Raw genomic sequence first — 21,337 nt, 5'->3', positions numbered from 1 at the left:
GACTCCTTCCGCCGGTGCTCTTTTCCCGGCATTCGTCTTCGCTGCAACCAGTGCGCGGACGCGAATGCGCTCGGCGCGTTGGTCCAGCGGTACGGATCCCCGGTTCTCACCCGGGAGACCCGGGTTCGACTCCCGGACGCGCTACCTTGGCCGAAGCCGAAGGAGACGAGGCCCCGGGTTGTGGTCCCGGGCGAAGCCGGTGCGAGTCCGGTCGGCCAACCCACCGCGCGCGGTTCGGTAACCAGCGGGGCCTCATAAGCTCCGCCGACGTGGTTCGACACCACGGCGCGCGACCACCTACCCGGGGGAACTTCCATGCTGCAGACGATCATCAGCCACACCCTGCGCGTCCCGCGCGCCGCCGCCCCGGCCGGCGACGGGTCCGCCGTCGCCCGGCAGCTGGACGTCGTGCTGCTCAGCGTGGGGTTCAAGGCCGATCGCGCGCTGCTCGGCCACCTGTCCACCGTGGCACCCGGCGCGGCGATGGACCTCGCCGCGGCCGTCGTCGGCGCCGTCCGCGGCCTGGTCGGCGACCACGTGCGGCACAACGCCTACTTCAAGAAGTTCCCGCGCCGCGTGCCGGACACCGTCGAGTTCTGGGTCTCCTGCCTGCGCCACACCGGCGGCGGCGACGTCGTCGACCTGCTCACGCTGCCGGGCTACGGCCGTTACCAGCACAGCTTCGCCGACCTGCTCGCCGCGCACGACGAGCTTGTCGCGTCGATCAAGGACCGGGTGACCGTCGTCCACTTGGGTGGCACGCTGGAGGAAGAAACCCGCGCGCTGTACCGATCCTTGGCCGAGTCCGGCACCCCGCTGGGGGAAGCCGACCTGCAGCTGCTCGCCGAGCTGGCGGTCACCTGCGGGGACGTCGAGCTCGAAGCCGTGCCGGTGCGCGAGAACCGGGCCGTGCTCAACGCCGTCCGGCTGGCGGAAGGCCGGCCGCTGGTGGCGGTCGACACCGTCGTCGACGTGCTGCGCGCGGCGTGCCAGGCCAGCGGCGGCGACGTCACGCTGGCCGAACCGACCCGGTTCCGCAGCTTCCGCCGCCGCGAGCGGCGTGTCCTGCTCGCCGCGCTCGACGGTGTGATCGCGGGCAACGCGGGCAAGCTCGGTGACGTTTCCCGCTTCGCCGAACGGTTCAAGCGGCTGGGCAGCTACCTGCACCCGTACGAGACCACGGCGTACCCGGGCGCGCGCGAGGTGTTCGACGTCGCCCGCGGCGACCGCAAGGTGTCCTCGGTGGCCGGCCGTGCGGAGCGCGCGTTCGCCGACGGCGATGTTTCGCGCGCCGCCGAGGTGCTGACCGCCGCGCCGGGCCTGTTCATGCGATCGCTGGATCGGCTGCTGCGGCAGGCCGATCCGGTCGACGACGTCCTCGCCGCGGCCCGCACGGTGCTGGGTTCGGTGTCCGGCCGGGTGCTGTGCTCCGTGCGCGAGCACCTGCTGAACCGCGCCACGCCGGACGCCGCCCGTGTGTTCACGACGCGCAGCCGTCGCGCGTGGGTCGCCGCCGACACCCGCCCGCCGCTGCCGCGCGAAGTGATCGCGCGGGTGAGCGACCTGATCGACGCCGAACTCTCCGCACGGCTGCCGGCCGGCGGGCGGCTGGTGGTCGACCCGGCCGTGCTGGACGTCGCGCTCCCGCTGTCGGGGAAGGCGAGCGAGGACGGGTTCGCCGTGCTACCGCGCGGTTCGCGCACCCACGTCGAGGGGGAAGTGCTGCGGTTCTTCACCTATTGGCGGCAGGCGCGGGAAACGACCGACTTCGACCTGTCGGCATTGTTGCTGGACGCCCGCTTCCGGTACGCCGGGCACGTGTCGTGGACCAACTACCACGACGGCGGCGCGGTGTACTCGGGCGACCTCACCGAGGCGCCGGACGGGGCGACCGAGTTCATCGACATCCCGCTGGACTCGCTCGGCGCCGCGTACGTCGTGCCGCAGGTGAACGTCTTCTCCGGCGAAGGTTTCGACGACGTCGCCGAGTCGATGTTCGGCTGGATGCTCCGCGACCGGGCGCAGGCCGGCGCGCCGTTCGAGCCCCGCACCGTGCGGACCCGCTCGGACCTGCGCGGCCGCGGCCGCGTCGCGCTGCCGATGGTCTTCGGCCGCGACCGGTCCGGCACGTGGACGGCGACCTGGCTGCACCTGTACCTGTCCGGCTCGCCCCGGTTCAACCGGCTCGAGACGAATCAGGCGAGCACGAGCGTGCTGGCGCGCGGCCTGGTCGAGCGGAAGTACCTGACCGTCGGGTACCTCGTCGGGCTGATGCGCGACACCGAGGTGACCGTGTGGGAGCCCGGTGCGCGGCCGGCAGAGCCGGTCACCTACGTCGGCCTGCACCGGCCGGAAGGGCTGCCCGAGGGGTCGACCGTGCTCACGCTGGAGACGCTCAACCGGCTGGTCCCGGCCTGATAGGGTGGTCGATGCGAGGCCATGAGCGGGCTTCCTTCTCCTCTGTAAACGGCTTAGCCCGCTCGCCTTCCTCGCCTCGACGGAAATTGTCGGACCCCTCGTCTAACGTCTCGATGAGACCAGACGAGGGGAGTCCCGATGACCACGCACACCCTGGAAAGACCCGAAGCCGACATCGTCTACGACGTGCACGGCCCGGCGCCCGCCGAGAGCCCGCGGCCACCGCTGTTCATGATCGGGCAGCCGATGACGGCGGAGGGGTTCGGCGCGCTGGCGTCGCACTTCGCCGACCGCACGGTGGTCACCTACGACCCACGCGGGCTCGGGCGCAGCGTCCGCAAGGATGGACGCGAGGACCACGTGCCGGCCGTACAGGCGGAGGACATCCACGCCGTCATTTCGGCGCTCGGCGCCGGGCCGGTGGAGGTGTTCGGCAGCAGCGGGGGCGCGGTCGCCGGGTTGGCGCTGGTGACGGCGCACCCGGAGGCCGTGAGCACGCTCGTCGCCCACGAGCCGCCGATCGTCGCGTCCCTGCCGGACGCGGCCGCGGCCGAGCGGGCCGGCCAAGCGGTGCGGGATGCTTACGAGGCCAAGGGGTTCGGCGCCGGAATGGCGGCGTTCTTCGCGATGATGTCGTGGCAAGGCCCGTTCACCGACGCGTATTTCGCACTTCCACTGGCGGACCCGGTCCAATTCGGACTCCCGCCCGAGGACGACGGCCGCCGCGACGACCCCCTCCTGACCGACCGCACACTGGCGGTGAGCGCGTACCGGCTCGACGTCCCGGCCTTGGCCGCGGCTCGGACGCGGATAGTCGTGGCGGTCGGGGAGGAGTCGCGCGAGGTGTACACCGGCCGCGCGGCGATCGGAACGGCGACGCTGCTCGGCCAGGAGGCGACGGTGTTCCCGAGCCACCACGGTGGTTTCCTCGGCGGTGAGGACGGCTATGCCGGGCAGCCGGAGGCCTTTGCCAAGAAGCTGCGGGAGGTGCTTGAAGGCTGAGTGCCGCCCCCGCTTGCGGCGGCCAGCTGCCGGCTCGAGCTCGCGGCGGCGTGCGTTGCGGCCCGGGGGCGGCGATCGGCATGGCCGGGGCTGCTCGGGCGGATGTTGCCGTGCGGCGGCGGTTCCTGCGGCGGCGAGGCGGTCGGCCGGAGCCTTCGCTGAGCAGCCGGTGAGAGATGCTCGTGAGTTTCCCGCTTGCGGCGGCCAGCTGCGGGCTCGAGCTCGCGGCGGCGCGCGTTGCGGCCGGGGCAGCGATCGGGACGCTGCTCGGGCGGATGTCGTCGCACGGCGGCGGTGCCCGTGGCGGCGAGGCGGCCGGAGCCTTCGCCAACCAAATCCAGGAGGTCCTCAAGAGCCAACTTCCCACCTCTCCAACGCGCGCCGGACTCAATCAAACGTTTGGTTGACAGAGTCGTCCGGTTGCTTGACGATGACTGGGTCAAGGTCGTCGCTGGGGAGGTACGTCGTGGAGAGGCACGCGCTCAGGTGGTGGGCACTGGCGGTCGCGGTCCTCGCGGTGCTGGTGGACATGATCGACAACCAGATCGTCGCGGTGGCCCTGCCGACCATCCGGCGGGAGCTCGGCACCGGCGAGGCCGCGCTGCAGTGGATTTCGGCCGGCTACGCGCTGGGCTTCGCGCTCACGCTGATCACCGGCGGCCGGCTGGGGGATCGCCACGGGCCGAAGAGGCTGTTCGTGGCGGGCATGCTCGTGTTCACGGCCGCCTCGCTCGGGGCCGGGCTCGCCGGGCACGCCGGCGTGCTGATCGCCGCGCGGGTGGTGCAGGGTGTCGGCTCCGGGCTGATGGTGCCTCAGGTGCTGTCGTTCGTCCACGCGGAGTTCGACGAGCGCGAACGCCCGAAGGCGATGGCCTGGTACGCGGCCGCGTTCCCGGTCGGCGGGCTCGCCGGGCCGCTGCTGGGCGGCGCGCTGACCGAGGCCGACCTCTTCGGCACCGGCTGGCGGGCGATCTTCCTGGTGAACGTGCCCATCGGCGTGCTCGCGCTGGCCGGCGCGCTGGTCACCATGCCCGGCCGGCCGGGGTTCTTCCGGCACCGGATGGACCCCGTCGGGCTGGGGCTGCTGACCGCCGCGCTGTTCGCCGTCTTCTACCCGCTGGTGCAGGGGCGCGAGCTGGGCTGGCCGGCGTGGTCGATCGCGCTGCTGGTGGCGGCCGTCCCGCTGGCCGGCGTGTTCGCGTGGCACCAGCGGCGCCAGTTCCGCCGCGGCGGCGAACCGCTGCTCCCGCCGGACCTGCTGCGGCAGGTGGCCGGCAGCCAGGCCGTCCTGCTCTGCGTCAACACCGGCGTCGGCGTCTTCTTCGTCCTGACGCTGCACCTGCAGCTCGGGCTCGGCTTCACGCCGTGGGAAGCGGCTCTGACGTTCGCGCCGTCGACGCTCGGCATCGTCGTGGGCAACGTCCTGGCCATGCGCCTCGCCCCGAAGCTCGGGCGCGCCTTCACCGCCGGCGCCGTCGGCGTGCTGCTGGCCGGGCTGGTGGTGCTCGCCGTCCTGGTGTCGCAAGTGGACACCGCACTGCGCGGCTGGGAACTGGTGGTGCCGGTGATCGCCGTCGGGCTCGGCATGGGGGCGGTGCTGAACGCACTGTTCGCGACGTCGATGGCGGGGATCCGGCCCGAGCAGGCCGGCGCGGCGTCCGGCGTCGTGAACACGACCGTCCAGCTCGGCACGGCGACCGGCATCGCCTTGTTCGGCACCGTCTTCTTCACCCGGCTGGACAGCGGATCCGCGTCGGCGACGGCGGGCGCGCTCGCGGTCAGCGCCGGGGTGCTCGTGCTGGCCCTCGTCCTGACGGCGGCGCTGCCTCAACCGTCTGTTCGACAGAGTCAAGCGGCTGGTTGACGTATAGTCGCGGCGTGACCGCGTCGAAGCCCCGCCGTTCGCCGAAGCCCCAGGAGCGCCAACGGGATCCGGAGCGCACCCGCCGGCTGATCCTGGAGGCGGCGGCCGCGGAGTTCGCGGCGAAGGGCTACGCCGGCGCGCGGATCGCGGCGATCGCGGCGCGGGCCGGGGTGAACCAGCAGCTGATCTCGTACTACTTCGACGGCAAGGAAGGCCTGTACCGGGCGATGTCGGAGGGGTGGGGACAGCGGCAGAGCGAACTGATGGCGCCGGACCTGCCGCTGTCCGAACAGGTCCGGCGGATGGCTCTGGAAACGGTGGAGAGCCGCGACGGCGTCCGGCTGCTGGCGTGGTCGGGCCTGGAGTACGAAGGCCCGGAGACCGATCCCGACCACGCGCCGCGCACGCAGCGCCTGACCGGGACGGTGGAGCGGCTCGGCGCACTGAAGGCCGAGGGCCGCCTCCCGGACTGGGCCGACCCGGAATGCCTCACGGTGCTCCTGATGGCGGCGGCGATGGCCCCGGTGACGTTGCCGCACGTGGTCGACGGCCTGACCGGGACGCAGGCGGACTCGCCCGAGTTCGTCCGGCGGTACGCCGACCAGCTGGCCAGCCTGATCGAACACCTGGAGTCCACCGGCCCTTAGTGCGCGACGGGTTCGGCAGCGGCGGTGGCGGTGGCGGCCGGCGCGGCAGGCCCGGGCGTGCTCGCCGGAGCACTGGGCCCGGCCAGCGCCAGCCCGGCGAACAGCGCGATCAGGACGATGCCCAGCGCGGTGCGGAGAAGGGCGGAAACGGAACAGACGACCATCATGGCAGACTCCTCGGAATTCCCCGGTGAACGGGATTCGGTGGATTTCACGGTGGTTTCGCGAAATTCCGGTCTGTATCGATGGTGCGCGCCGGACGCCGGTCGCGACAAGGTGTTTCCCGTTGCCGGCAACGTCTTTCGCCGGGGAAACCCAGCTCGCCGGCTTGGAACTCAATGCGTGGTCATGACGGCAACCTCACCCTGGATTTCGACTTCCCTGCGGTTGATCGCCGCGACGGAAGCCTTCGCTACCCCGACGGGCGCGGTGGCCAGTTAGTGTCCAGCTTTTGACCTGTTTTCCCCAGGGCAGACCTGTCGTGAGTGGTAACGCGGGTCAGAACCCGCGTTACCACTCACGACGGCCGGAGAGGGCGAGGCTCACTCCGCGAACGCCGGCCGATCCCGGTACTCGGCCTCACCCAGCACCGCCGGGTTGAGGGTGACCCGGTACGCCGCCGCCTCCGCCCACCAGCGCCCTGCTTCCGCGCGGTCTCCGCGGGCTGCCGCCGTGTTTCCCAAACCCGTCAACGCCCTCGCCCGCTCGTACTCGTTGCCCGCGTCGTCGGCCACCTCGGCCGCCAGGTGATAACCGCGCGCGGCCTCCTCCCAGCGGCCCGCGCGGAAGTGCACCCAGGCCACGCAGTTGACCGACATCGCCCGGTCCACCGGCAGCTGAGCGAGCTCGGACGCCTCCGAAGCCGCCGCCAGGGCCTCGGGAAAGCGGTCCAGGGCCACCGAAGCGAGGGCGATCCCGCGCAGCGCGATCACCACGTTGCGGGTGCGGCCCGTGCGGCGGTACACCTCCAGCACCGTCATCAACTCGGGCAAGGCCGCCTCCGCTTCGCCGCGGTACAGGCGGGCCCACGCCAAGCTGGACAGCGCGTCGATCGTGCCCCGGTCGTCCCTGGCCAGGGCGAACTCCGCCTGGGCCTGCTGGTGGAAGCGGACCGCCTCGTCGGGACGGCCCGCCTCGATGTGGGCCATGCCGAGGTTGTTGAGGATCATGCCCGTCGCGCTCGGGTCGGCAGCCGCGCGGGCCGCCTCCAGTGCTCGCTCGTGCGTGCGGATCCACGGCTCGAACAGCTTCTCGCGGAAGAAGAACGCCCGGAGCACGAACGCCAGCTGCCAGCAGCGGTCGTGCAACCCGTGGCGGGCCGCGGTATCGACGATGTCCGCGAGCGTCGGCCACTGTGCGCCCAGCCAAGCCAGCGCGCCTTCGGCGTCCGAGAACGGCGTGACGGCCGGGCCCGGCAGGCCGGTCGGCGGGCGGAAGCGGTACGGCTCGGCGAGCTCGTCGGCCGCCACCGTCAGCGCGACGAGGTGCTCGACCAGCCGGCGTACGGCGACTTCGCGGTCCTCCGCCGCCACTTGGGGCAACGCGTGCTTCGCCGCGAAGGTGCGCATCAGGTCGTGGAGCTCGACGTACCCGCGTTCGTCGCGGACGACCAGGTGGGCGTCGTGCAGCCGGTCGACCAGCCGGTCCGTCTCGCCCGCGTCGAGACCGGCGAGCGCTTCGACGGCGCTCGTCTCCGCGGCCGCGGCGGGGTGCAGGGTGAGCAGGCCCAGCAACCGCCGTTGGTCGTTGGGCAGTGCTTCGTACGAGACGGCGAACGCGGTGGCGACGCTCCGCTCGCCGTCCTCCAGCGCACCGAGGCGGGTTGTCTCGTCGGCCAGCCGGTCGCGCAGCTTCGCCGCCGTCCAGCCGCCCGCGATGAACCGGGCCGCGACGATCCGGACCGCGAGCGGCAACTGCCCGCAGTGCCGGACGATCTCGGTCGCCACTTCGTCGTCGGCCGGCGCGTGGTCGTCGGCGACGGACCGCAGCAGCCGCACGGAGTCGCTCAGCGGCAGCACGCCGACCGGGAAGTGCCAGGCGTCGTCGAGCGCCGGCAGCCGGCCGCGGCTGGTGACCAGGATCCGCGACGACGTCTCGCCGTCGGTGATGGCCCGGATCTGCTCGGCGGACCGGACGTTGTCCAGCACCAGGATCATCCGCCGCCCGCGCAGCTGGTCGCGGACCAGGTTGGCCAGGCCGTCTTCGTCGGCGGGGAGCTGGTCGGCCGAGACGTCCAGCAGCCGCAGCAGCCGGTGCAGGGCTTCGCCCGGCGACAGCTCGACGGCCCCGGGGGTGTGGCCCCGGAGGTCGAAGAACAGGCAGCCGTCCGGGAAGGTCTCCGCGACCCGCCGGGCGGCGGCGACGGCCAGCGCCGTCTTGCCCGCACCCGCCATTCCGTGCACCACCCCGACCCGGGCGCTGTCCCGCCCGAGCAGCAGCGCGGAAAGCGCCGCCAGTTCGGTTTCACGGCCGACGAAGTACCGGCCGCTGTCCGGCAGCCCGACGATGCCGCCGGCGCTGCGGCGGGCGGGGAATGCCGATTCCGCGACGAGGGCGAGCAGTTCTCCGCCCGCTCCCAGTGCCTGGTCGCAGGCCTTGGCGAGCTCGCGGTTCACGCGGGCCTTGCCGTTCTCCACCTTGCTGAGGTAGCCCTTGGTGAAATGGACGGACGCAGCGAGTCCGGTCAGTGACATGCCGACCGACATCCGTCGACGCTTCAATTCCGCTCCAAAGTCCGGCATGGGTCGATCATCCTGTAATCGGTGAACGGGGGGAAGGTCCGCCGGCGGCCCGGGCCCGCCGGCGAGGGTGCTGGTCAGCCCAGCAGGGAGACCAGCTGGCCGAGCACGATGATGAAGTGCGTGTGCATCGCGTTCCCCTTTCCGGATCACCGCCACCGCGGTTTTCCCGCGGCGGCTTCCTTGGTTGCCGGAGGATTCCGGCGAACCAAGCTTGACCCGGCGAATTGCCCGGCGGGAGACGTTTCCCGTTGCCTCTCAAAGGAAATCGCTGACCTGCGCGGTTTCCCGGAACGGGAAACCGCGGGAAACAGGTGATGGCGTCGTGGAGCGCGCCCGAGGTGGGTAGACTTCCACGCAACGACCAAGACGGAGGTGACGGCTTGGCTCAGGAGGCGGCCGAAGCGAAGATCAACGCTCTCTCAGCGGAGCTGAAACTGCTTCGCAAGGGGCTCGGCGTCCAAGCGAAGACCCTGCCTGCGCTGGTCGGGGAACAGTTGCGCGAAGTGTGCGGTGTCGACGAAGAAGACACCCCGGGAACGGTTCGCGGCAAGGTGGTCGAAACGCTCCGCCGGTTGATCGAAAAACTGCCCGATTCGCAGCGGCGCACGGCGCGGATCGTCCTGGGGTTCGGCACCGGCCCGAACGAGCGCTACACCCAGCGCCTGGAACTGCTGGGCACGGGCGCCGACCGGAACGTGCGCACGATGCAGCGCCGCGCCGACGACGTCATCTACCTGATCGCCGAGGCCGCGTACGGTGCGCCGTCGCCCTACGGCGGCTCGCTGATCAGCGATGACGGCCCCTGGCACACCTCGGCGCTGGCGGTCCGGCTGACGTTGACCGGGGTGGCGGCCGCCGAGGTCTTCGAGACGCGCCGGGTGGTCAGTCACGTCGCCGGGCTCGCCGACGTCGAGCACGCGATCTCCCTCGCCCGGCCGGCGAGCACCACCGTCCAGCCGGACCTTTCGGGCCTCGGCATCGACGTCGTCGCCGGCGGTGAAGTGCATTCGGTGCGGATGGTCAGCTCGTCCCGGGTCGCGTTCAGCCTGCGGCCGCCGCAGCCGCTGGACGCCGGTGACGAGCACGAGTTCTTCTTCCGCATCCGGGTCGACGAGCTGCCCTCGCCGTTCTACTGCTGCACGCCGGAGTTCCCGTGCGAGAGCTTCGACCTCAACGTCCGGTTCGACCGGCGGCAGCCACCGCAGCGCGTCTGGCGCATCGACGGCGAATTCTCCAAGGACGCCCAAGACCCGCTGACCGCGCGCAAGCCGCTCTTCCTCGACAACGCGGGCGAGGTGCACACCAGCTTCCGCGAGCTGCGGCCGGCGCGGTCCTACGGCGTGGGCTGGCAGCCCGCTTCTTGAACCACCAGCCGCTTCCCCGTGCACCGGAGCGAGCCGGCTGTGCGGTGTCCGCTCCATGCTCCTCCTCGCCGTGACCGCCACCGTCCACAATGCCGCATCGGGCGCGCGTTGGGCGTGACGAAAAGTGGACAAAAACTCGACAGTGCTTACCCGGCTGAGAGACGCCGTCCGTGCCATCATCGGGCATGGTCACGAGTGAACCGGAGCTCAACAGCGGCGTGCTGCCCGGGAACGTGCGCGCCGACGACTGGATCATGCTGGTGCTCGCCGCCGGTTCGGTCGGGTTGCTCGGGTTCATGGTGCTCAGCCCGCCCACGCGCGACGTCGGGTTCATCATCTTCTCCATCGACTGCGGGATCTGCGGGATCTTCCTGCTCGAGTTCCTGTGGCGGTGGCGGAAACGGCGGTGGGCGCGGAAGTTCCTCGTACGCAACTGGTACGAGCTGTTCGCCATGATCCCGGTCGCGCACCCCGCGATGGCCGCGCACAAGTTCATCAGCGTCGTCCTGCTGCTCGTGCGGATCGGGCGGGCCGCGGACCGGGCCGTCGGCGAGCAGTTCACCTACCGGCTCGTCGACAAGCTGTCCGAGCCGATCGTGAAGGCGATCAAGAAACCGGTGACCATCGCGGTGCTCGACGAGGTCGTCAAGGTGCTCGAAACCGGCAACTACCCGGAGAACCTGGCCAAATCGCTCGGGGCGCACAAGGACGAGCTGCGCTCGATCATCGCCGAGAAGATCGCCGCGGACCCGCAGCTCGGGAAGCTCAAGCGGCTGCCCTTCCACGACGAGATCGTGCGCGCCTGCGTCGACACCTCGTTCCGCGTGCTGCTGGAGGTCCTCCTCGACCCGCGGATCGACGACTTCTTCTCCGCCGTGGTCCGCGACAACCGCGAGCAGATCCGGCTGGCCGTGCAGCTCGGGCTCAACGAGGTCGACGACGAAGACCGGGAGAAGGCCCTCGGCGTGCGCACCCAGCGCGCGGCCGCGCACGAGTACGACCGGCTGCACCCGGGCTCACGACCGTGACTCCAGGTACGCGCCGAGCCGCGCGGCCGCGGCGAGCATCGCCAGGCCACGGGCGGTCAGCCGGTCCTGCCAGGTTTCGAGCGCCTCGGCCAGCGACTCCGTGCCACCCGCGGTGCGGACCTGCTCGACGACCGTCGCGATGTGGGCCAGCGGGTAGCCGCCGCGGCGGAGCAGGTGGGCCAGTTCGGCGTCGCGGATGTCGGCCGCCTGGAAGACCCGGTGGCCGGTCGCCCGGTTCCGCGAAGGCACCAGGATGCCCGCGCGTTCCCAGGCCCGCACGGTCGCCGCGGTGACGCCGAGGCGGTGCGCGAGCTCGCCGATCGACCAGCCGGCGGCGACCGGCGCGGGGGCGGGCCCGGTCGTCAGGTGCCCGATCGCCGTGCGGACCGTGTTGAGGGTTTCCCGGTCCCGGAGCAGCTGCTCGTGGCCGCGGTCGACGAGCGTCAGCGCGCGGGGTAAGTCGCCGTCGTTGGCCGCGTGCATGATCCCGCCGGCCGTGGCGTGCCCGTAGGCCGGGACCAGCGCGAGGAACGCGCGGAGGGCGGCCGCGTGGGCTTCGGTGTAAATCCGGTAGCCGCTCGCGGTGCGGGCCGCCGGCGGGAGGAAGCCGTCCTGTTCGTAGTTGCGGACCGCCTGCGTGGAGATGCCGTGCTCGCGGGCCAGGTCAGCAGGTCTCAACCGAGTCTTCAAGGATACGATTCAACCACATGGACCTCACCGACTTCACCGCCGAGCTGCTCGGGCTGGGCGAGCCGACCCACTTCGAGCCGGCCTGCGCGTGGCTGCGCAACGACCTCTTCGCCCGGCTCGCCGAGCACGGCTTCCGGTCGATCGCCCTGGAGACCGACCGCGTCGCCGCGCTCGACGGCGGCTTCTCGCACAACCTGGGCGAAGTGGCCGCCAACCAGCAGCTGCTGAAGTGGCTGCGCGAGTACAACGACAAGGCCGACGAGCCGCTGACCTTCCACGGCTTCGACGCCCCGACCGAGATGTTCAGCGCCCCCAGCCCGCGCGGCTACCTCGAGCACGTCCGCGACTACCTGGGCCTGGACGTCGACATCGCGGCGCTGACCGGCGACGACGAGCGGTGGAGCCGTCAGGAGGCGATCCTCGACCCGGCCCAGTCGCCCGGCGCGTCGCCCGAGGCCCGCGAGCTGCGGGTCATCGCCGACGACCTGCTCGTCGCCCTCCACGCCGTCGCGCCCCGGCGGGACGCCGCCTGGGAGCGGGCCAAGGTGCACGCCCTCGCGGGACGCGGCTTGCTGCGCTACCACGCGGCGTCCGCCCAGCCCGGCGACCGGGACACGAGGATTTCGCGGCTCGCGGGCATGCGCGCGGTGCTCATGGCCGAGAACCTCCTGGACATCCGGGCCATCGAGGCACCCCGCGGCCCGACGCTGGTGTTCGCGCACAACGGCCACCTGCAACGTTCGGGGGCCGGCGCGGGCGCGATCGTCGGGGCCCTCCTCGGCGACCGGTACGCGTTCGTCGCCGGCAGCCTCGGCCGCAGCGAAGCCATCGGCCTCGGCGAGCCGGCGCCGGACACCTACGAAGGCGTGCTCCAGCGGGGCACCGAAACCTGGCGGCTGGCCGCCGTCCCGGCCGGGCGCCGGCGCACCGACACCAAGCCCGAACGCGGCTATTTCGGCCTCGACGCCGCCGTGCTCGAAAGTGCCACGGCGGTGTGGCATATAGCCCTAGGCACGGAAAGCCCCCGCACCGAGCCGGGTGCGGGGGCTGCCGAGTACCCGGTTACGGGTAGCTGACCACGTTGACCGGCACCGTGCCCGAAGGCGTGACGCCGCCGGTGTCGTTGATGACGTGCGTGATCGTGCCGCGGTAGTTGAGCGACACCGTCAGCAGGCTGTGGAACCGGACGCCGCTGGTGTTCGGCACCTCGAACGCGTGGTAGCTGGACACCGCGGGGTTCGTGTCGAAGAAGCAGTAGCTCCCGAGACCCCACGCCTCATGGGACGTCACGTTCGACCCGACCTTGTAGGCGGCGTACCCGGCGACACCCGATGGCGCGTTCCACGACGCCTGGTTCGGCACGTCGTAGGGCATCTCGTTCTGGAAGAAGATCGTCCGGCCGCCCTGGCCGTTCCAGATCACCTGGTACTTCTGGTAGTGCTCGACGAACAGGCCGGTGGCCAGCACGTTCGCGCCGTTCACCACGAGCCCGGTGTCGGCCGTGTTGGTGTTCCAGCCGTACGTGCCCGCGTTGCCGTGGTCGGCCCGCCACGCCCAGATGTGGTCGATGATCGTGTTGGCGCTGTTGACGATCAGGCTGTTCGTCGCCTTGCCGGCGATCGCGCCGCCGATCCGGAAGAACACGTCCTGGACCGTCGTCGGGTTCGAAGCGTGCGACGCCGACGAGCCGGACTGCCCGACCGTGAGCAGGGCCTGCGAGTTCGTCGTGCCCGCGTCGAAGAGCAGGCCCTTGAGCCGCACGCCGTCCACATCGGACACCTGCATCGCGTTGACGCCGTTGTCGGGCACCAGCGTCGGGTAGCCGATGCCGAGGATCGTCGTGTTCGCCTTGGTCACGTTGAGCGTCTGGTTGAGGTGGTAGACGCCCGGTGTGAAGAACAGGTTGCAGCCGGAGGCGAGGGCGTTGTTGATCGACGCGGCCGTGTCACCGGACTTGACGACGTAGAACTGGCTCATCGGCGCCGACGTGCCCGGGGTGCTGCCGTTCGCCCAGCTCGGGCCGGACGCGTTGGTGCGCAGGGACGGCAGGAACACGCGGTACTTGCCGGTGCCGTCGACGTAGAGGTAAGGCACGTCGCGCGAGACCGGGGTCGTCGCGAGCGTGGTCTCGGGCGGGTTCGGGAAGGTGGTCGCCGGCGCGCCGCTGGTGCCGGAGAAGACCATGTTCCAGACGCCGCCGTTCCAGCTGCCGAGCTGCGAGTCGCGGGTGTACCACTGCTGCTGCGACACCGACGCGGCTTGGCCGGCCACCTTGGTGTCGGCGATGTAGCCGCCGCTGGCGAAGCCGTAGCTCGCCGGGTACAGCTGCAGCCCGCCGCGGACGTCCATCCGGCGGAACGGCGCGGCCTGCGCCACCGCCCACCGCTCGTTGCCGCCGGACGGGTTGACGGCCATGTTCTCGGCCGAGCGCCAGAAGTTCTGCAGCGCGACGCCGTTGTCGGAGGCGTTGAAGGCGTCGACCGTGACGTCCCCGTTGATCAGGACATCACCCGGGTTCTGCCCGAGACCGGCGACCGAGGTGTAGAAGCCGACGTTGTCGTGCACGTTGTTGTAGGTGCCCGGCTTGAACAGGTGCGCGACGCGCCGGTCCGCCATCTGCGCGGTCAGCGTGTCCTTCTGGTTGTTGAAGTCGGTGTCCAGCTGCGCCTGGATCGTCGCCGCGGACATGCCCGGGTCGAAGATCCGCACGTTCGGCCCGAAGTTCGGGGTGTCGGACTGCGTCGGGCAGCCGGCTTGCGTGCCGATCGTGTAGCTGGCGCTCGACACCGGGGACGTCGTCGATCCGGACTTGAGGGCGATCGCGTTGACCGTGCGGGAGTTCGGGACGCTGATCGGTCCGCTGTAGAGCGTGGAGGACGCGGTCGGCGTCGAGCCGTCCACCGTGTACCGGATGGTCGCGCCCGCGGTGGCGCTGCTGATCGTCACCGTCTGGGCGCTCGAGTACGTGCCGCCCGGCGGGCTGAACGTCGGCGCCGCGACCGTCGTCGTGCCGCCGCCGACGGTGTAGCTGAAGTGCGGGGTGTCGTACTGCGGGCCGCTCTTCTCGTAGGTGAACCAGTAGTCGAGGACGTTTCCGCTGCTCAGGCCGTTGACGGTGGTCCGCCAGGTGCCGGAGCCGTTGGTCATCCGGACGTTCTGCTGACCGACGCCCGGTACGCCGGTGTAGTGGATGTCCACGTACAGCGCCGGGGTCGTCGGGGTGAAGCTGATCTGCACCTGGCTGGCACTGGGCTGCGTGACGCTCTGCGTGTAGTCGTCCGCGGCCAGCGCGGCCGGGGCGCTCAGCCCGGCCACCACCAGCACTGCCGAGGCGACGAGCGCGAGGCCCGGGCCGCGTCGTCGTAACTTGTCCAAGGTCCGGTTCACGCCGTGACACCTCCGCCGTTGGGGATTCCACGAGGCATTTGTTGCGAGTCACAACAAAGTAGCTCCCGCTCAACGGTGCTTCGGTCACTTTTCGGTAACACTTGTCTGGACCAATAATTCGAAGGGGGTGAGAAGGTTCGTCGCCGTTCGTCCGGTTCGCCGCGCGGTGGGCGAATGACTGAACCGAGAAACATCCGCTTGCCGGGTGACCTCGAACGAGTGACGTGCGACGATCCGCTGCCACACCTCGTCCCCTACCGAGGAGTAGGCCATGGCGTCTCCACGGCTGTTCCGGTCCCTCGTCGTCCTCTCCCTGATCGCGGCCCCGCTGACGGTGGCCGGCTCGACCGCCGAAGCGACGCCGCTGCAGAGCGGTGGGGTGGTCAGCTTCGGCTGCGCGACCTCCGGCAAGTTCCACTGCCTCGGCAAGGTGATCCGGTCGCCGAAGGGCGCCGGCCCGCTGCTGAACTCGACCCCGGTCGGCTACGGCCCGGCCGAGATCCAGGCCGCCTACCACCTGGGCGGGCTGCACGCGAACGGCCGCACAGTGGCCATTGTGGACGCTCACGACGCGCCGACCGCCGAGGCCGACCTGGCGAAGTTCCGCGCCGCACGGGGACTTTCGCCGTGCACGACGGCCAACGGCTGCTTCACGAAGGTCAACCAGAACGGCGCGGCGAGCCCGCTGCCCGCACCCGACTACGGCTGGGCGATGGAGATCAGCCTCGACCTCGACGCGGTGTCGGCGACCTGCCCGGACTGCCACATCCTGCTGGTGGAGGCCGACTCCCCGGACACCGACCCGCTGATGACGGCGGTCGACACGGCCGCGGCGACGCCGGGCGTGGTGGCGATCTCCAACAGCTACGGCGGCGCGGAGGACTCGACCGTCCTCACCGCGGACGCCCACCTGAACCACCCGGGCATCGCGGTCACGGCGTCCTCGGGCGACTCCGGCTTCGGCGTCAGCTGGCCGGCGTCCTCGCCGTACGTGACGGCGGTGGGCGGCACGACCCTGAAGAAGGCGGCGACCACCACGCGCGGCTGGACCGAGACGGCGTGGAAGGGCAGCGGCAGCGGGTGTTCGGCCCTGGAAGCGAAACCGTCCTGGCAGCACGACACCGGCTGTGCGAAGAGGACGGTCGCGGACGTCTCGGCCGTCGCGGACCCGGCCACCGGGCTCGGGGTGTACGACACGTACAACAGCTGCGGCAGCTCGTCGTGGTGCGACCTCCTGCTGTCCCTGGGCCTGGCCCAGGGTGCGGACGGCTGGGTCCAGGTCGGCGGCACGAGCCTGTCGTCCCCGGTGATCGCGAGCGTGTACGCGCTGGCGGGCAACGCGGTGACGTCGGGGTCGTACCCGTACGCGCACACTAGCGGGCTCTACGACGTGACGTCGGGTTCGAACGGCACCTGCGGCGGCACGTACCTCTGCACGGCGGGCGCCGGGTACGACGGGCCGACCGGGCTGGGCACGCCGAACGGGACGTCAGCGTTCTGAGCGCCGGACCGGCTCGCCGATCGCCGCGGTCAGCTCCGCGTCGATCCGCGGGCGGAGGTCGCCGAAGACGCAGACCGTCTCCTCCCACGGGTGCCCGAAGGTGTCCAGGCGGAGGTCACGGGTGAGGTAGAGGGCGTAGTCCCCGTCCGGGAAGACGGCGCCGGGCCGGCGCGGTCCGGCGCCGCCGACCCGGGCGGGGTCGAAGCGGTAGCCGACGTGCTGCCAGTCGAGCGAGTACAGCTCCTCGCCGGGCTCGACGGCCGCGCGGAGTCCCTTGTGGACGATGTCCTCCAATGCGTTCAGCTGTGGGTCGGTGAGGTCGCCGACGTGCCAGGTCGCCGACCCGGGTGGTTCGGTGATGCCGGGGAACTCCCGCATGCCGGGCCGGAAGGCGAACCGCGCGGAGAGGCGTGCCCAGAGCTCGTCGTACTCCGGCTCGGAGAACAGCCGGCGGACCGGCCGGGTCCGCGCCGGCTCGCCGGGCGCGGCCAGGTGGTGGCGGGTGACCGTGGTGACCTCGCGCATCCCGGCGGCTTCGAAGGCGCTCCGCAGGGCACCGGTGGCCTCCGCGAGCAGGAAGCGCACCTCCGGGTACGGTCCGGCGAGCCGCCAGTCGTGGGCGACGAGCGTGGCGGCCAAGCCGGGATCGGTGACCCCGCCGAGCACCATGACCTCCCCGGACTCTTCCAGCCAGGCGGCACGGTCGCCGTCGAGGACGACCTCGGCCGACCGGTTCGAGTGGGCGGAGTCGGCGAGGAACTCCCGGAACGGGCGGCGGTGCGGGCCGCTCTTCGCGGCCGGCTCCGCGACCCGCTGAAGCCCGGCCCAGTCGTGGCCGGCCCGGGGCAGCGTCGTGGTGTCCGTCCCGATCGGACAGCGGAGCACCGCACGTTCCGGCTCGGCGGTGAAGCCGGCGGCGAGCAGGATCCCGGAGAGGCGTGCGTCGCCGTACACCGGCCACACCACCGGCTCGTTGCGCTGCGCGAAGGCCGTCACCTGCCGGTGCACCAGCGCTTCGAGGCCGCGCTCGGGCAGCGGTCCGTGACTCACCTCGCCGTGCGTGCCGTAGTGGGTCCGGACCACCGGGCCGTCGCGGTGGACCACCGCGCCCACCGGCGGCAAGCGGTGCGATGCCTCCTCCATGCCGCCGATCCTGCCCGGTCGGGTGACGTTCGCGCAGCGCGTTTTCGCTGCTCGGCCCGCGGGGTAAGGATGTCGGCATGCTGGACACCGAAGTCCTGTCGCGGACGGCTCCGCGGGCGCTCGACGTCGTCACCCCGCTCGGGGACGTGCGGTTCGCCGTCCGCGCCGGTGGCTGGGACGTGCCTGCGAGACCCGAGCTGACCTGGGGCCTCGCGTCCGGGGCCCGGCTCTGCCGCTGGCGGCACCAGGCCGTGCGGCTGGACGTCCTCTGCGGGGCCACCGCGTCCGGGCTGCCCGGGGTCACCCGCGAGACCACCATCCTGCGGGTGCTGGCCCGGGAGGACGTCGGCGAGTTCGTCGTCCAGGCCGAGCTGGCCGGCGCGCCGCACGAGGACCGGACCTGGGAAAGCGCCTTCACCGCCGAGACCGCCGACGCCGTGGTGAGCGTCGGCGGCCCCGGGGCCGAGCTGCTGCGGCGGTGCTCGCGGGCCGGCCAGCACGTGCCGCCGTACTGGTCGCGGCTGGTCGGCGGGGACGCCGTCGAGCGGACCGGGGGCCGGCTCACCTGGCGGCTGCCCCGGGTCGACCGCGGCGACTACGCCGAGCTGTGGGTGTCCGTCGCGTGGTGCGCGCCGGGCGGGGACCCGGGCCGCGCCGTCGAGATCGACGCGGCCCGGGTGCTGCGGGAGCTAACCCAGTGAAATCCGGTCCAGATCCGGCGCCCCGGCGCGGTCGTTGCCGATCCGGATCGTATTGGCGCCCGCGGTCAGCGGCACCGGGACCGAAGTGGTGTACGGGGTGTTGTTCCCGACGCCGGTGACCTTGACCTCCACCGGCGCACCGCCGTTCACCGACACGAAGTACGACCGGTCGCCGTTGACGGTGAAGTCCAGGTGCAGGGTGTACTGACCCGCCGACGGCACCGTCACGCCCGGGAACGTCACCGCCGCCCCCGGCCCGATGTTGCGCACCTTCTGCCCGCCCGAGCACGGCGAGCAGCCGGTGACGCCGGCGTCGCCGATGTCGTTCGCCGAGTCCTCCGCCTCACGCATGAAGACCCGGTCCGCGGGCCGCGCCTTCACCTGCACCGGCTTGCTGACGGACTTCGCGCGCCCGAGCGTCCGGAACGACGCCGTCACCGGGATGCTGACGTCCTGGGCCGCCGGCGCGGTCACCGTCCACGACCCGCTCAGCACCTGGCCGAGCCCGAGAGCGGACGTCGTCGCCGGGCCGCCCGTCACCGTCCAGCCCGCCGGGACCACCGGCGCCAGCGACACCTGGTCGATCGGGTCGTCGACGTCCAGCCGCAGCGACGCATCGATCCGCAGCGACTGCTGACCGGGTGAAACCCATTGGATGCCGGCGGGTTGCACGGTCAACGTGGTCTTCGGCGTGTACGACTCCGGTGGCATCGGCGCCACCGCGATCCGGTCGAGGTCGGCCGTTCCGGAGACCTTGATCGTGTTGGCCCCCGCGTTGAGCGGCACCGGGATCGCGCCCGGGGCGGCGACCGGGATCGGCGCGGCGCCGTTGACGCTCACCGAGAGCGTGCCCGGCCCGGTGGTGTCCAGCTGCAGCCGGGACGGACCGGTGGCCTGCACGTTCCGGAAGACGACGGCGCCGCGGTCGAGGCCGGTCACCGCGTTCGTGCCCGAGCAGGCCTCGCACCACACCGGCGTCGCCTTGCCCTCGAAGCCGTTGCGCCACGACTCCGCTTCCAGGGGCACCTCGCCGCGCGGGTCGGGGTAGCCGTAGGCGACGTCGATCTCGTCGAGGGCCAGCTGCCGGTAGTACGGCTTGGCCTGCGGCCCGGACCACGTGTTCAGCACCTCGAGCTGCAGGTACCGGGCGTGCACCTCGCCGACGTCGATGAACTGGACGCCCCGGTTGCTCGGCAGGGCACCGGTGCGGACCGTGCGCCAGGTCTTGCCGTCGTCGCTGGCGTGGACGCGGTAGTCCTTGATGCGCGCGGAATCCTCGGCGCGGCCGAAGGACTCCCGCGCGTACGTCGGCGACGATTCGCGCTCGTGCACCGCCAGGTAGGCTGTCGACCGCTTCCGGCCCAGGTCCAGCGTCACGGACACCGGGAGCCGGCCGCCCGCGTCCCAGAAGTTCAGGTAGCTGCCGTCGACGAGGTTCGCCGCCGAAGCCGCGTTGGCGGACGCGGTCGCCTTGATCGTGCTCTTGTCGTAGAAGTACTGCTGTCCGGCGGTGTCCACTTCGAACACCGTGTCGTAGGTGTCCCAGCTTTCGATGTCCAGAATGGACAGATAACCGCCGGACTGGGCGAACCGCATCGGCTTCCCGGTGCGCAGGTCGGACACGCCGGTGACGCGGTAGCCGTTGTCCCGCAGCCGGACCAGGTTCGTCGACGGCCGCGTGACGACGTGCACGTACTGCGTGCGGCCCTTGAGGGTGATCACGCCGTGGGCGCCGTCGTTCCAGAAGCCCGGCTGCATGCCGCCGTACATGTACCCGCCGCCCTCGGTGCCGGTCAGCGATTCGCGGATCGGCTGCGTCCAGGACGCCATGAAGTTGTTGAACGCCTCCTGCTGCGGCGGGAACTTGCCGTTCAGCATGGCCGTTTCGGCCATCAGCGACTTGATCGACGAGCCCGCGTTGGTGATGTAGCGGCCGGTGGAGAGCCGGAAGTCGACGGCCTGGTCGCCGCCGCTGTACCACCAGTCGCCGTTGGTCGGCAGCTTGTAGTCGGCCTCGGTGAGCCGCGGCATCGGCGTGTAGACGGCCTGCGGGTAGTCGTACGACGGCGTCATGCCGGTCTTCTGCTCGTTGCTGACCGTGTCCATGATCGGCGTGTCTTCGTTGTTGTTGCTCAGCAGCCAGGACGGCCGCTTCTCGCGGATGTGCTCGTAGAGCCCGTGCTGCTCCCAGTACTCGTTGTCGTTGTCGATCCAGAACCCGGCGAGATCGGAGTAGCGGTCCATGACCTCGTCGAACAGGTCGTAGGAGAACTCGCCGAAGCCGGGCCGGGTCGTCAGGTCGACCTGGTGGCCCTTGTAGGCCGAGTAGGCGGCCGAGTCGAGGGACTCGTGGCCGGTTTCGTTGTGCCACTGGGGATCGTCGGTCATGTAGAGCATGACGCGCACGCCCTTGGCCTGGCCCGCGGCGATCAGCTCGCCGAGGAAGTCGCGCTGTGTCGAGCAGCTGCCGGGGATCTTCGACGGCCACGGCCGCGCGTACCCCAGCCGGCTGTGGAAGGTGGTGAGGACGACGTAGGACGCACCCAGTTTCTTGGCTTCGTCGATCCAGTAGCCCGGCGTCCAGCCGCCGGCGGTGACGTCGCGCTCCCAGGCGGCGCAGTCGGTGTGCCGTGGCGCGGTGAACATGCCCCAGTGCAGGAACAGCCCGGCCGTCGAGGCCCGCAGCCAGTCCTGACGCGGGTGGTACAGCTCGGCGTTCGCGGGACTGACCAGGCTCGCCACCAGCGCGACGGCGGCGGCGAGGCAGGCAAGCATTCGGATTCTCAAAGGACCTCCTCGTCCGGAGAGATCCGATGATTGGTTCCTCATATATCGTACGTCAAGGGAAGAT

Annotated in this window: 16 protein-coding genes and 1 tRNA gene; 11 read left to right on the top strand and 6 right to left on the bottom strand. The window is 71.3% G+C overall.

Annotated features, from left to right (window positions below; genetic code table 11):
• Window positions 1-72 precede the first annotated feature (72 nt).
• The 6 genes from H5965_RS08890 (at window position 73) to H5965_RS08865 (ending at window position 5,931) form a co-directional block, all read left to right on the top strand.
• Window positions 73-144: transfer RNA gene (locus tag H5965_RS08890), tRNA-Glu, on the top strand.
• A 171-nt stretch (window positions 145-315) separates the two neighbouring features.
• A complete protein-coding gene (locus tag H5965_RS08885) occupies window positions 316-2,418 on the top strand; it encodes a hypothetical protein (RefSeq protein WP_310968925.1) in 2,103 nt (700 codons plus the stop codon).
• 138 nt (window positions 2,419-2,556) lie between these two features.
• Window positions 2,557-3,420 (top strand): alpha/beta hydrolase, encoded by an 864-nt coding sequence (locus H5965_RS08880; protein WP_310968924.1) that lies wholly within the window; start codon window positions 2,557-2,559, stop codon window positions 3,418-3,420.
• A 176-nt stretch (window positions 3,421-3,596) separates the two neighbouring features.
• Window positions 3,597-3,827, top strand: a complete 231-nt coding sequence (locus tag H5965_RS08875; protein ID WP_310968922.1) for a hypothetical protein — start codon at window positions 3,597-3,599, stop codon at window positions 3,825-3,827.
• 59 nt (window positions 3,828-3,886) lie between these two features.
• On the top strand, window positions 3,887-5,284 hold the full coding sequence (locus tag H5965_RS08870) for an MFS transporter (protein ID WP_310968921.1): 1,398 nt from the start codon (window positions 3,887-3,889) through the stop codon (window positions 5,282-5,284).
• A gap of 14 nt (window positions 5,285-5,298) precedes the next feature.
• Window positions 5,299-5,931, top strand: coding sequence for a TetR family transcriptional regulator (locus H5965_RS08865; protein WP_310968919.1), 633 nt, complete (start codon window positions 5,299-5,301; stop codon window positions 5,929-5,931).
• Here the strand turns inward: H5965_RS08865 and H5965_RS08860 are convergent.
• Together H5965_RS08860 and H5965_RS08855 are read right to left on the bottom strand one after the other, a co-directional pair.
• Window positions 5,928-6,098, bottom strand: a complete 171-nt coding sequence (locus H5965_RS08860) for a hypothetical protein (protein ID WP_310968917.1) — start codon at window positions 6,096-6,098, stop codon at window positions 5,928-5,930. The genes H5965_RS08865 and H5965_RS08860 overlap by 4 nt on opposite strands.
• A 375-nt stretch (window positions 6,099-6,473) precedes the next feature.
• Window positions 6,474-8,672, bottom strand: a complete 2,199-nt coding sequence (locus H5965_RS08855; protein WP_310968915.1) for an NB-ARC domain-containing protein — start codon at window positions 8,670-8,672, stop codon at window positions 6,474-6,476.
• Between the two features lie 380 nt (window positions 8,673-9,052).
• On the opposite strand from H5965_RS08855, the gene H5965_RS08850 reads away from it, so the two are divergent.
• Window positions 9,053-10,036: a hypothetical protein gene (locus H5965_RS08850; RefSeq protein ID WP_310968914.1), complete on the top strand. Its 984-nt coding sequence runs from the start codon at window positions 9,053-9,055 to the stop codon at window positions 10,034-10,036.
• A 185-nt stretch (window positions 10,037-10,221) separates the two neighbouring features.
• A complete protein-coding gene (locus tag H5965_RS08845) occupies window positions 10,222-11,064 on the top strand; it encodes an ion transporter (protein WP_310968912.1) in 843 nt (280 codons plus the stop codon).
• On the opposite strand, the gene H5965_RS08840 is transcribed toward H5965_RS08845, so the two are convergent.
• Entirely contained in the window at window positions 11,053-11,754 is a 702-nt protein-coding gene (locus H5965_RS08840) for a MerR family transcriptional regulator (RefSeq protein ID WP_310968911.1), read from the bottom strand. The two genes, H5965_RS08845 and H5965_RS08840, sit on opposite strands and share 12 nt — an antisense overlap.
• A 17-nt stretch (window positions 11,755-11,771) precedes the next feature.
• Here H5965_RS08840 and H5965_RS08835 point away from each other — a divergent pair, with 17 nt between their 5' ends.
• Window positions 11,772-12,830 (top strand): erythromycin esterase family protein, encoded by a 1,059-nt coding sequence (locus H5965_RS08835; protein WP_310968909.1) that lies wholly within the window; start codon window positions 11,772-11,774, stop codon window positions 12,828-12,830.
• Here the strand turns inward: H5965_RS08835 and H5965_RS08830 are convergent.
• On the bottom strand, window positions 12,817-15,141 hold the full coding sequence (locus tag H5965_RS08830; RefSeq protein ID WP_310968908.1) for a chitobiase/beta-hexosaminidase C-terminal domain-containing protein: 2,325 nt from the start codon (window positions 15,139-15,141) through the stop codon (window positions 12,817-12,819). The two genes, H5965_RS08835 and H5965_RS08830, sit on opposite strands and share 14 nt — an antisense overlap.
• Window positions 15,142-15,412: 271 nt before the next feature.
• Between H5965_RS08830 and H5965_RS08825 the strand changes: the two genes are divergently transcribed.
• Entirely contained in the window at window positions 15,413-16,642 is a 1,230-nt protein-coding gene (locus tag H5965_RS08825; RefSeq protein ID WP_310968907.1) for a S53 family peptidase, read from the top strand.
• On the opposite strand, the gene H5965_RS08820 is transcribed toward H5965_RS08825, so the two are convergent.
• A complete protein-coding gene (locus H5965_RS08820; protein ID WP_310968906.1) occupies window positions 16,631-17,785 on the bottom strand; it encodes a DUF2716 domain-containing protein in 1,155 nt (384 codons plus the stop codon). The two genes, H5965_RS08825 and H5965_RS08820, sit on opposite strands and share 12 nt — an antisense overlap.
• Before the next feature lie 77 nt (window positions 17,786-17,862).
• Here H5965_RS08820 and H5965_RS08815 point away from each other — a divergent pair, with 77 nt between their 5' ends.
• A complete protein-coding gene (locus H5965_RS08815; RefSeq protein WP_310968905.1) occupies window positions 17,863-18,486 on the top strand; it encodes a hypothetical protein in 624 nt (207 codons plus the stop codon).
• On the opposite strand, the gene H5965_RS08810 is transcribed toward H5965_RS08815, so the two are convergent.
• The gene (locus H5965_RS08810) at window positions 18,475-21,273 is read right to left on the bottom strand and encodes an alpha-L-fucosidase (protein ID WP_310968903.1); all 2,799 of its coding nucleotides are present in this window, start codon (window positions 21,271-21,273) and stop codon (window positions 18,475-18,477) included. The genes H5965_RS08815 and H5965_RS08810 overlap by 12 nt on opposite strands.
• Window positions 21,274-21,337: the final 64 nt, after the last annotated feature.

Source organism: Amycolatopsis sp. 505, from assembly GCF_031625235.1.
Classification (GTDB): Bacteria; Actinomycetota; Actinomycetes; order Mycobacteriales; family Pseudonocardiaceae; genus Amycolatopsis.
The sequence above is the reverse complement of the archived record's forward strand: the minus strand, read 5'-3'. Positions and strand labels throughout refer to the sequence as shown.